8 protein-coding genes and 1 pseudogene are annotated in these 12,091 nt (G+C 32.6%); all 9 read left to right on the forward strand.

Going from position 1 to position 12,091, the window contains the following annotated elements:
* Positions 1 to 40 precede the first annotated feature (40 nt).
* The 9 genes and pseudogenes from FVE77_RS00475 to FVE77_RS00515 all read left to right on the forward strand — a co-directional run bounded on the left by FVE77_RS00475 (position 41) and on the right by FVE77_RS00515 (position 11,981).
* The gene (locus tag FVE77_RS00475) at positions 41 to 1,021 is read left to right on the forward strand and encodes an ABC transporter permease (protein ID WP_026745445.1); all 981 of its coding nucleotides are present in this window, start codon (positions 41 to 43) and stop codon (positions 1,019 to 1,021) included.
* Positions 1,021 to 1,986 (forward strand): ABC transporter permease, encoded by a 966-nt coding sequence (locus FVE77_RS00480; protein WP_051254454.1) that lies wholly within the window; start codon positions 1,021 to 1,023, stop codon positions 1,984 to 1,986. The genes FVE77_RS00475 and FVE77_RS00480 overlap by 1 nt, the downstream gene beginning before the upstream one ends.
* A gap of 341 nt (positions 1,987 to 2,327) precedes the next feature.
* Positions 2,328 to 3,377, forward strand: coding sequence for an ABC transporter ATP-binding protein (locus tag FVE77_RS00485; RefSeq protein WP_026745443.1), 1,050 nt, complete (start codon positions 2,328 to 2,330; stop codon positions 3,375 to 3,377).
* Positions 3,377 to 4,327 carry an ABC transporter ATP-binding protein gene (locus tag FVE77_RS00490; protein WP_026745442.1) on the forward strand — a complete coding sequence of 317 codons (951 nt, stop codon included), beginning with the start codon at positions 3,377 to 3,379 and terminating at the stop codon, positions 4,325 to 4,327. Before FVE77_RS00485 ends, FVE77_RS00490 begins: the two co-directional genes overlap by 1 nt.
* A gap of 218 nt (positions 4,328 to 4,545) precedes the next feature.
* Positions 4,546 to 5,971 (forward strand): annotated as a pseudogene (locus FVE77_RS00495) (peptide ABC transporter substrate-binding protein).
* A gap of 108 nt (positions 5,972 to 6,079) precedes the next feature.
* Positions 6,080 to 7,669 carry a peptide ABC transporter substrate-binding protein gene (locus FVE77_RS00500; RefSeq protein WP_026745441.1) on the forward strand — a complete coding sequence of 530 codons (1,590 nt, stop codon included), beginning with the start codon at positions 6,080 to 6,082 and terminating at the stop codon, positions 7,667 to 7,669.
* Positions 7,670 to 7,774: 105 nt separating this feature from the next.
* On the forward strand, positions 7,775 to 9,364 hold the full coding sequence (locus tag FVE77_RS00505; RefSeq protein ID WP_026745440.1) for a peptide ABC transporter substrate-binding protein: 1,590 nt from the start codon (positions 7,775 to 7,777) through the stop codon (positions 9,362 to 9,364).
* An 88-nt stretch (positions 9,365 to 9,452) separates the two neighbouring features.
* Positions 9,453 to 11,039, forward strand: coding sequence for a peptide ABC transporter substrate-binding protein (locus FVE77_RS00510; RefSeq protein WP_026745439.1), 1,587 nt, complete (start codon positions 9,453 to 9,455; stop codon positions 11,037 to 11,039).
* Between the two features lie 378 nt (positions 11,040 to 11,417).
* A complete protein-coding gene (locus FVE77_RS00515) occupies positions 11,418 to 11,981 on the forward strand; it encodes a D-glycero-alpha-D-manno-heptose-1,7-bisphosphate 7-phosphatase (protein WP_026745438.1) in 564 nt (187 codons plus the stop codon).
* Positions 11,982 to 12,091: the final 110 nt, after the last annotated feature.

Consider the following 12,091-nt stretch of genomic DNA (forward strand, 5'->3'; position numbering starts at 1 on the left):
TAATATAGGTATATAAAAATTTTTGCGAAAGGAAGCGAGTATGAAAAATATTTTAAAGTTTTTAATTAAAAGAATCGCAATGGGGCTTGTAACGTTGTGGCTAGTTATTACTATTACATTTTTTCTTATACATATGTTGCCTGGTGATCCGTTTCAAAGCGAAAAAGCGATTCCGCCTAAAGTAAAGGAAAATCTAATGGCAAAATACCATTTGGACCGTCCGTTGGGAGAACAATACGTTGAATATCTAAAAAACATAGCAAAAGGAGATTTGGGAGCATCCATGAAAGTTCGTGGAAGAACTGTTAATGACGTTATTAAGAAAAGTTTCTTGACCTCAGCAGATTTAGGAGCCAGATCTATTATCTTTGCATTGGCTTTAGGAATTCCGCTTGGAATTATTGCCGCTCTTAAGAGAGGGAAGTATCAGGACAGATTAGCGATGATTGTTGCAATAATTGGAATATCTGTACCGAGCTTTGTATTGGCAGGGCTTATGCAAAAATATGTCGTCGATATCCATAATGGAACTTTAATCAGAAATGGTTTTTTACCTGACTTTTTTTGGATAAATCTTTCTGGATGGGATACTTTTGATAAAAAAATATTGCCAGTTATTGCACTTGGACTTTACACAGTAGCATTGATTGCACGTTTATTAAGAGATAAAATGATAGAAGTAATGGGTCAGGATTATATAAGGCTGGCTGTTGCCAAAGGGGTTAAGCCAAAAAACATCGTATTCAGGCATGCCTTAAGAAATGCAATTTTACCAATTATTACAATAATGGGTCCAACAATTGCGGCAGTTTTGACAGGTTCATTTGTAATTGAAAAAATGTTTTCAATTCCTGGCTTAGGAAAATATTTTGTTGACAGTATCAATGACAGGGATTATACAATGGTACTTGGAGTTACTGTGTTCTATGCAGTATTTCTTATTATTATGATGATACTTGTTGACATTGTATATGTTCTAGTTGATCCAAAAATTAAACTTGGAAAAGGAGATGAGGTATAGTGGCAGAAAATACAAAAAAAAATATAGCTGAAAATGATTATATCCCGACACCCGAAGATTTCAAAATTGTAGGTCCTGACACTACTCAAAGTGAAGTAATCTACAAACCAAGTTTAACATTCTGGCAGGATGGATGGAGAAGATTCAAGAAAAATAAATTAGCTTTGACGTTTTTGGGAATAACGCTTATTTTTATATTTTTAGCAATCTTTGGGCAAAGTTTGACAAAATTTTCCTATAGAGATCAAGATTTATCAGCTAAATTTTTAAGTCCAGCAAAAGGGCTTGGAAAAGGGCATTATTTGGGAACTGATAACCTTGGACGTGACTTGTTTGCAAGACTTTCACAAGGGATAAGAATTTCAATGGAATTATCATTGATAACAGCCGCAATCTGTGTTGTTTTCGGAACAATTTATGGAGCTGTATCAGCATATTTTGGTGGGATTATCGATACAATAATGACTAGAATTGTAGAAATCTTACTAATTATTCCATCAATGATTTATATAATTTTATTAATGGTTGTAATGGGAAACAGTGTAAAAACAATAATTATCGCAATGTCTCTTACAAGATGGTTAAATTATTCACTGTTAGTGCGTGGAGAAGTTCTAAAAATAAAGGAAAATGAGTTTGTATTAGCTTCAAAATCACTTGGTGGAAACTTTTTATGGATAACTCTAAAACACTTAATTCCAAATACATTAAGTGTAATAATAATAAGACTTACAACAGATATACCAAACATTATCTTTACTGAAGCATTTTTAAGTTTCATTGGACTTGGAGTGCCGATTCCACAGGCTTCACTTGGAAACTTGGTATTTGATGGTTTCGTAAATATGACTTCATATCCATATTTATTCATCATTCCATCAGTTGTAATTTCATTAATTACATTGGCATTTAATATAGTTGGAGATGCTTTGAATGATGCATTAAATCCAAAACTAAGAGATTAAAAATTTTATAAAAAACGTCGTGATTTTTTGGAAATAAAATTGACTGTTTGAGCGAAGTTTTACGTAGCGAGTTTCAATCTTGTTTTCAAAAAATGCTTAGACAAGCCAGGGATAGTGCGTAGCACTTTCGCCATTCTCTTTAATATGCTGTTATTTAAATATGTTAAAATAACTATTATTGCAAAATAAAGGGGAATGGCGATTGATACCCTTGCTTAAATAAATTAAATTAATAAATTCAATAAAGAAAAAATATTTATTAATCAAAAAGGTTTTTATCTAAGTTTTTTTAATATTTTAAAATATATAACAATCCATATTAATACAGAGAGGATTAGAGAATGGGAAAAAAATTATTAGAAGTAAAAGACTTGAGTGTTTCTTTTAATACGTATGCTGGAGAGGTTCAGGCTCTTAGAGGTATTAGCTTTTCTGTGGACCGAGGGGAAACACTTGCAATTGTTGGAGAGTCTGGTTCGGGGAAATCAGTTACCGTACAGACAATTATGAGATTAATACCGATGCCTCCAGGAGAAATAAAAAATGGGGAAATCCTTTTTGAAGGCGAAGATTTAGTAAAGGCTTCCATTGAAAGAATGAGAGAGCTTCGTGGCGGAAAAATCGGAATGATATTTCAAGATCCTATGACATCGCTTAATCCAACAATTAAAGTTGGAAAGCAGATTATGGAAGGAATTTTGATTCATAAGAATGTAACAAAGGAAGAGGCAAAGCAGCAAGCCGTTGAAATGCTTAGAAAAGTTGGTATTCCTAAACCTGAAGAAAGATTTCATCAATATCCGCATGAATTTTCTGGAGGAATGCGGCAAAGAGCTGTTATAGCCATTGCTCTTTCATGTGAACCAGACTTATTAATCTGTGATGAGCCAACAACGGCTTTGGATGTTACAATCCAGGCACAAATTCTAGATTTAATAAACGAACTGAAAAAAGAACTGAATATTGCTGTAATACTTATAACGCATGATTTGGGAGTAGTTGCTGAAACTGCTGACAGAGTGGTTGTCATGTATGCCGGGGAAAAGCTGGAAGAAGCTCCTGTAAGGGAATTATTTAAGAATCCAAAGCATCCTTATACTTGGGGACTTTTGAAATCTCTGCCAAGACTGAATATGAAAATGGGTGAAAAATTGGCTTCTATTCCGGGAACTCCTCCAGATTTATTAAAACCGCCTGTAGGAGATCCATTTGCGCCACGTTCTGAATATGCAATGAAAATTGACTATGAAAGAAAACCTCCAATGATTGATTTAGGAAATGGACATTTTGTAAAATCGTGGCTTTATGTTGACGGTGCTCCAAAAATAAAATCTCCTTTTGAATCAGAGGAATCTGATGAATTAAAAAATGAAGGAATGGAGGGGAAATAATGTCAGTTAACGAAAATAAAAAAGAAAAATTAATAGAAATGAAAAACTTAAAAAAATATTTCCCAATGAAAAAAAGACAAGTCCTAAAGGCTGTGGAAAATGTTACAATGGACATTTACAAAGGTGAAATTTTAAGTCTTGTAGGAGAATCAGGTTCTGGAAAGACTACACTTGGAAGAACTGTCAGCAGACTTTATACAAAGACAAATGGAGATATTTTATTTAACGGAAAACCAGTAGAATCTTATGGGAGAAAAGAATTTACAAAAAAAGTGCAAATGATATTTCAAGACCCTCAGGCTTCCCTTAATCCAAGAATGACTGTCGGAGATATTATTGCTGAAGGGATTGATATTCACAAGTTAGCAGCTTCAAAACAGGAAAGAATGGAAAAAGTTTACAGCCTTTTGGAAATTGTTGGACTAAATAGGGAGCATGCAAGCCGTTTCCCACATGAATTTTCTGGAGGGCAAAGACAGAGAATCGGGATTGCAAGAGCATTAGCTGTTGATCCAGAAGTATTAGTGTGTGATGAGCCAATTTCGGCTCTGGATGTATCAATTCAGGCACAAGTTGTAAATTTGTTAAAGGACTTGCAAAAAGAAAGAAATTTAACTTTACTATTTATCGCACATGATTTGTCAATGGTAAAATATATTTCAGACAGAGTAGCAGTTATGTATCGTGGAAAAGTAGTAGAACTGGGAACTCCAGAAGTTGTTTACAGCAACCCTGTTCATAGCTACACAAAATCACTTATTTCTGCCGTACCAATAGCAGATCCTGATTTCAAGAAGACAACAAAAATTGATATGGAAGAATCATATTTGAGAAGTCCAATGGGAGATGCCTCTGAAATAGGAATTATACCTGAAACTCCTGAATTAACAGAATATAAGCCGGGACATTTTGTTGAAACTTCTTTTTTAAAGGAAAAAGGGCTTATTTAATAAAATAAAGTAAAAAAAATATAATAAACGATTTGGAAAGGAAGTATTCTATGAAAAAAACTTTTTTAGTATTTTACTTAATTGTATCAATGTTTATAATTTCCTGTGGAAAAGGGAGCAAAGCTGCTGGAAATTCGGTATCATTCAATATGGAAGCTGAACCGACTTCATTAGATCCACAAATTTTGACTGATATGAGCGGACTTTTTATTACAAGCATGACTTACGAAAGCCTTGTAAGATTGAATGATAAAAATGACATTATTCCTGCTGGAGCTGAAAGCTGGACTAAGTCAGACGATGGGAAAGTATGGACATTTAAAATTCGGCAAGGGATGAAATGGAGATCCAGTTACAGCTAAAGACTACTACAACGGTATAAAAAGAGGAATAGAACCAAAAACAGCCTCTGAGTATGCATTTCTTGCTTATTATATTGAAAATGCGGAAGATTACAATACTGGAAAATTAAAGGATTTTGAAAAAGTTGGGATAAAGGCAAAGGACGACTACACGCTTGAATTTACATTGTCACAACCTGCACCATTCTTTTTAAAGACATTAATTATGCCAATCTATTTCCCGGTTAATGAAAAGGCGTTGGCTTCCAATGGAGATGGATATGCAACTGAAGCTAACAAGTCTATTTACAATGGACCGTTTATAATGGAAACATGGGTACACGACAACAAAGTTGTTATGAAAAAGAATCCTAATTACTGGAATGCTAAAAATATAAAGGTTGACACACTTACAGGTTTAATTGTAACTGACTTTGAAGCCGCTACGAATCTTTTTGAAAATAAAGAATTAGACTTGACAAAAATTTCAGTTGAAAAAATGGCAAACTATGAGGGAAAACCTGAGTTACATAAATTTCCTGATGGAAGAGTCTATTACTTAGGATTTAATACGTCAAATCCTGTACTGAAAAATCAAAAGGTAAGAGAGGCGTTATCTCTTGCAATTGATAGAAAAGAACTTGTAAATAGTATCTTAAATGGAGCTGGAATTGTAGGTTCTGGAATTGTTTCAAACGGAACAGCTGGTGAAAAAGGCGATTTTAGGGAAGAATCTGGAGATTTATTTGCAGAGTATGCAAAGATTAATGTAAAACAGCTGTTTGAAGAAGGGCTAAAAGAGCTGAATATGACTCCTGCACAAGTTAAATTACATTTATTGGTAGATGAAAATGGAACTGGTAAAAAGGAAGCTGAATTTTATCAATCTCAATGGAAGGATAAATTAGGAATTGATGTGGAAGTGGAAGTTCTTACTAAAAAAGAAAGAATTGCACGTGCAAAAGCTGGAGAATTTGAAATTGTAAGATATGCCTGGGGACCTGATTATGCAGATCCTATGACTTATTTGGAAATTTTCCATTCAAAGGCAAAGGATATTAACTTTGCTAAATATTCAAATCCTGAGTATGACAAATTAATTGACTTGGCTAAAGTTAATCAAGACAATAAAACTAGAATGGATGCGATGAAAAAAGCGGAAAAATTGTTAGCAAATAACTTTACATATTCAACACTTTATTACGAAGTGGGGGTTTATTTGATAAATCCTAAGTTAAAAGGCGTTGTAATACGTTCAGTTGGAGATTCTATTGATTTTTATAACGCATCTATAACAAAATAGTATCTATATTTTCCATTCAAATCAAAATTATCTGAGTGGATAACTAAAATTAATAACGAAAAAAATTTACTAAATTTATTTGAACAAAAAGAAAGGGTGAGTGCAGGTATGAAGAAAATATTATTAATCTTTACAATATTACTGGCTTTCGTTATTTCCTGTGGAAAAGGTGGAGATTCGGAAACATTAAAGCTTAACTTAAAGGAAGAGGGGAAATCTTATGATCCACAGCTTGCAAATGATTCAACAGGAGAATTTGTGGATTCACTTATCGTTGAAACATTGACAAGGCAGTCAGAAGATGGAAAATCTCTTCCTGGTGTGGCAGAAAAATGGGAACACAACGATAACTCAACAGTATGGACATTCCACTTGAGAAAAAATGCAAAATGGAGCAACGGAGACCCTATTACAGCTAAAGACTTTAGAGATGGATGGGTTAGAGCATTAAAGCCTGAAACGGCAGGAGAATATGCAGACAAATTATTTTACATAAAAAATGCCGAACAATTTAATGCAGGAAAAATTAAAGATGAAAATCAGCTTGGTATAAAGGTTGTTGATGATTACACATTGGAAGTTACATTGAACAATCCGCTTACATATTTTGACTCAATTGTAAGAATACAGACTTATGCTCCTCTTAATAAAAAATTCTACGATAAAGTTGGAGAAAAGTATATGACATCTCCTGAAACGTCAATTTCATCAGGTGTCTACACAATAAAATCCTGGACAAGAGATTCAGAAATTGTATTTGAAAAAAATGAAAATTATTGGAATAAGGATAATATCAAGTTAAAATTTGTAAAAATGTTATTCATAAATGATGCCAATGCCAGCGTAAATGCTTTTAAAAATAGAGAAATTGACTCAACAAACATCTCTATTGAGCAGGCTAAAGAGTTTAAAAATGATAAACGTAAACTGCTTACAAAAGACGGCTCTGTATGGTATATGACGTATAATATGAAAAATAAAGTTCTTGCAAACAAAAAAATCAGGCAAGCGTTGTCACTTGCAGTAGACAGGGAAAAATTAATTACGGATGTTCTTGACAATACAGGAGAAGCGGCTTATACTTATACTACAAAAGGAGTAGGAATCATCGGTATTTCAAAAGATTTCTCTGAAGAAGCAGGAAAAATTTTCCCAGCTTACAATCCACAAAAGGCAAAACAATTGCTAGCTGAAGGATTAAAAGAGTTAGGATTACAAAAATTACCTGATTTGACAATGATTTTCAATGATTCTGGAAATAATAAGGTTATTTCTGAATATATTCAGGAAAGTTTGAGAACAAATTTAGGAGTAAACCTTAAAATTGAAGGAATGACATTCCAGTCAAGACTGGATAAAATGCAGCAAAGAGATTATGAAATTGCACTTGCAGGCTACAACGGAGATTATAATGATGCAATTACCTACTTGGACAGATTCCTGACAAAAGATGGAAACAACTATTCAGATTACTCGAACCCTCGTTACGATGAACTTGTGAAAAAAGTTAAAAGCTCTGGAAATCAGGAAGAAAGAGTAAAAGATATGATTGCAATGGAAAGAATAATTGCAGAAGATATGCCTGTGGGATTACTTTACTATAGACAAAATACAAAATTACTGAATCCAAGAGTTCATAATATTGTATTCAGTCCAATAGGAAAAGATTTTGTACTTGATAATACTTACATAAAATAGTTAAACTGATAAAGGCAAGTTTAGGATATTGCTTAAATGTATGTCTCTAAACTTGTTTATAATGATTTTGTTTGTAAAAAATATAATTATAGAGGGAGAATTTTTATGAAAAAGATGTTATTTTTATTGATGATGTTAGTTTTCATCATAGCTTGTGGAAAAGGTGGAGGAAGGAGCAAAACATTTACTTTAAATCTGACAGATGAGCCAAAATCTATTGATCCACAAATTTCAACGGAAATAATGGGAGGGACTGTCAACGATCTTTTAATGGAAGGATTGACTAGAAAAGGGAAAAATGGAACATTTGAGCCAGGACTTGCTAAAAGCTGGGATAAATCGGCTGATGGATTAAAATGGACATTTCATTTAAGAGATAATCTAAAATGGAGCAATGGTGATCCAATTACTGCCCAAGACTTTAAAAATGGATGGCTTCGTGCATTAAAACCTGAAACAGCTTCTGAATACGCATACATGCTTTATCCAATAAAAAATGCAGAAAAATATAATAAAAAAGAAGGAACTGCAGAAGAAGTTGGAATAAAAGTTATCGACGATAAAACTTTGGAAGTAGAACTTGGAACTCCAGTTCCATATTTTGACAGCCTTGTAGCATTCAAAACTTATATGCCGTTAAATCAAAAATTCTTTGATGAAACAAAAGATTCATATTTTACAGAATCTGAAAAAACAATATCTTCAGGTGCCTACACAATGGAAAGCTGGACACATGGCTCAGAAATAGTATTCAAAAAAAATCCTAATTACTGGGATGCACCTAATGTAAAAGTTGAAAATATTGTGTACAAAATAATACCTGATAATAATTCAGCATTAAATGCATTTAATAACAAGGAAGTAGATGTAACTTCAATTACAGCTGAACAAGCAAAAGGATTTAAGGATAATCCAAAAATGGTTTCAAATAACGATGGATCAGTATGGTATCTATTATTTAACTTTAACAACAAAACACTAGCAAATGTAAAAATTAGAAAAGCTCTTCTTATGGCAATTGACAGGGAAGGTTTAGTAAAAAATGTATTAAATGGATATGGAACAGCAGCAAAAACTCTTGTTCCAAAAGGAATAGGAATAAAAGGATTAAATGACAAGGACTTTACAGAACAAGTTCCTACTTCAACATTAACATACAATCCTGCGGAAGCTAAAAAATTATTGGCAGAAGGACTGAAGGAAACAGGAGCAGCAAAATTCCCTGATATGTCTATGTTAATTAATGAAAGTGGAAATAATAAAGTTATTGCAGAATACATTCAAGAACAATTAAGAAAAAATTTAGGTATTGAATTAAATCTGGAAATAATGACTGCTCAGGAAAGATTCTCAAGAATGAAACAAAAAAACTTTGACTTAGTTCTTGCAGGATGGTCTGGAGATTACCCTGATGCAATCACATACTTAGATTTATTTGAATCAACAGGTGGAACTAACTATGGTTCATATAAAAACCCTCAATATGATGCTTTAGTTAAAACTGTCAGAGGTACAGCAGATCAAAATGTCAGAATTCCTGCACTTATTAAACTTGAAGGATTAGTTGCAGAAGATTTACCAGTTGGTGTGCTTTTCCACAGAGAAAAACAATATTTAGTTGATGAAAGAGTTCAAGGACTTGGATTTGTTGCAATTGGTGGAGAATATTATTTTGGAAATCTATCATTAAAATAAGTTAAATTATAGGGGGTATCGTGTTATACCCCTTATTTAGTAGTTTAAAATTTTAGAAAAATATCTAAAAATAGGAGGAAATAAATCAATGAAAAAACTGCTTTTGATATTGACATTGCTAATGTTTGCCCTTTCGTGCGGAAATAAAAATGGAGGTAATGGCAGCACATTTACATTAAATATTGTTACAGAACCATCGTCAATTGATCCGCAAATAACAACAGACGTTCCTGGTGGAACTGTTGATGAATTAATTTTAGAAGGTCTTTTAAGAAAAGACAAGACTGGAAAATCAGTAGCTGGTATTGCTGAAAAATGGGAAAAATCAGAAGACGGACTTGTTTGGACGTTCCATTTAAGAGACGGTGTGAAATGGAGCAACGGAGATCCTGTTACTGCAAAGGACTTTAAAGCTGGATGGCTTCGTGGATTAAATCCTGACACAGCAGGAAGTAATGCAAGTATGTTATTTGTAATAAAAAATGGAGAAAAATACAATGCTAAAAAAGCTTCAGAAAATGAAGTTGGAATAAAAGTTATTGATGATAAAACATTACAAGTAACTTTGGAAGCACCTACTCCATATTTTGATGATTTAGTTACGTTCAAATCATTTATGCCGTTAAACCAAAAATTCTACAACGAAGTAAAGGATAAATACTTTACAGATGCTGAATACACAATTTCAAACGGTCCTTACACTATGGAAAGCTGGACTCACGACTCAGAATTAAAATTCAAAAAAAATCCTAACTACTGGGACGCATCTAATGTAAAAACTGACAATGTCGTATTAAAAATAATCGCTACAGATTCAGCTGTTAATGCTTTTAAAAACAAAGAAGTTGATGTAACTGCTATAACTTTTGAACAAGCAAAAGAATTTGCTGGAAAACCAGAACTTGTAAAAGCTGATGATGGCGGAATTTACTACTTGCTATTCAACACAAAAGAAAATGTATTTAAAAATGCAAAAGTAAGACGTGCAATAACTATGGCAATAAATAGAGATGAACTTATAAACAAAGTTCTTGAAGGCTCTGAAAAAGCGACTAAAGCGTTCACTCCAACTGGAATCGGACTAAACGGCATTGCAAAAGATTTTGCACAGGAAGTTACAACTGACCAGCCTAAATTCAATGTTGAAGAAGCTAAGAAATTACTAGCAGAAGGACTTAGGGAAGAAGGATTAACAGAACTTCCAAGATTTGAAATTTTATTTAATGACACAGGAAGCAGAAAAGCTATTGTCGAATACATTCAAGAAAACTTGAGAAATAACTTAGGAGCAAATGTCGAACTGGATGTTGTAACAGGTAAGGAACGTGTTGAAAGAACTAAAAAACGTGACTATCAAGTTGCTCTTATGAACTGGACTGGAGATTTCCTAGATCCAATCACATATTTAGATTTATTTGAAAGCACAAATGCAAACAACCGTGGAGATTTCAAAAACGCAAGATATGACGAATTAACTAAAATTGTAAAAAGCTCTGCTGATCCAAAAGTAAGAGTTCCAGCAATGCTAGAAATGGAAAAGCTTATCTCTGAAGAACAACCAGTTACAATCTTATTTCAAAAACAAAAACTTTACTTAGTAAATCCAAAAGTTAAAAATCTAGGATTTGTATCAATTGGTGGAGAGTTCTTTATAAGAGATGTTGTAATGAATTAACTTAACGTAAGGGCATCACACTACATGCCCTTACAATTTTGATTTAGTAATTCTTTTAAAACCTATTTTATAAAATAGATTGTATAATAAAATTCAACAAATTTAATACTAAATCTCGTTTAAAAACGAAAATAAATTTTTATAACAGGGGTGTTCATCATAATCATTCAACTTTTTTATTTTCGCAGGATTGCTCGTTGCCACACAGAAAAATGCTCCGACAGGTTACTTGTACTAGAATTTGATTGAAAAATTTAATTATTTAAAAATATTAGATTTATACCCTTTATTAAAAAAGTTTGTAAAAAATTCGTTATTTAAATGGAAGTTAGTATAAAGTAAATTAGTGAATATTTTAATAAAAAGGAATATAATTTTATGAAAAATAAATTTATCCTGCTGGACAGAGATGGTGTAATAAACGTAGAAAAATCATATTTGTACAAAATAGAGGATTTTGAATATGAAAAAAATGTAATTAAAGGACTTCAGGAATTACGTGATTTAGGCTATAAATTTGTGATTATAACAAATCAGTCTGGAATTGCGAGAGGCTTTTACACAGAGGAAGTCTATTTAAAATTACAGGATTTTATTGAAAAAGATTTGCTTAAAAATGGGATAAAAATTGAAAAATCATATTTTTGCCCGCATCATCCAAATGTGGCTGGAAAATATGGCATTGAATGTAATTGCCGAAAGCCGAAAACTGGTAATTTTGAGCTGGCAATAGATGAATTTAATATTGATACAGAAAATTCCTTTATGATAGGCGATAGGCCAACTGATTTGATACCAGCAGAAAAATTGGGAATCACTCCCGTTTTAATAAAAACAGGCTATGGACTGAAAAGCCTTGAAAAATTGGAAAATACTAATTTAAATCCAATTGTTGTAAATGATATTCTGGATTTTGCAGAAATTTTAAAGAATAAAGAATAAATAAAAAAGGGCATTAATGAAAGTGTAATGTCCTTTTGTTTTGTCTTCTAATTATTAAAAGGAGCTACCATGAATGGCAGCTCTAAAATTATAGCTATTTCACTTAGAGA

The organism is Leptotrichia hofstadii (genome assembly GCF_007990525.1).
GTDB lineage: Bacteria > Fusobacteriota > Fusobacteriia > Fusobacteriales > Leptotrichiaceae > Leptotrichia > Leptotrichia hofstadii.

Excerpts from the sequence above, each read along its gene's own strand:
- FVE77_RS00475 (WP_026745445.1), top strand. The coding sequence starts at position 41 with ATGAAAAATATTTTAAAGTTTTTAATTAAAAGAATCGCAATGGGGCTT.
- FVE77_RS00485 (WP_026745443.1), top strand. The coding sequence starts at position 2,328 with ATGGGAAAAAAATTATTAGAAGTAAAAGACTTGAGTGTTTCTTTTAAT.
- FVE77_RS00490 (WP_026745442.1), top strand. The coding sequence starts at position 3,377 with ATGTCAGTTAACGAAAATAAAAAAGAAAAATTAATAGAAATGAAAAAC.
- FVE77_RS00500 (WP_026745441.1), top strand. The coding sequence starts at position 6,080 with ATGAAGAAAATATTATTAATCTTTACAATATTACTGGCTTTCGTTATT.
- FVE77_RS00505 (WP_026745440.1), top strand. The coding sequence starts at position 7,775 with ATGAAAAAGATGTTATTTTTATTGATGATGTTAGTTTTCATCATAGCT.
- FVE77_RS00510 (WP_026745439.1), top strand. The coding sequence starts at position 9,453 with ATGAAAAAACTGCTTTTGATATTGACATTGCTAATGTTTGCCCTTTCG.
- FVE77_RS00515 (WP_026745438.1), top strand. The coding sequence starts at position 11,418 with ATGAAAAATAAATTTATCCTGCTGGACAGAGATGGTGTAATAAACGTA.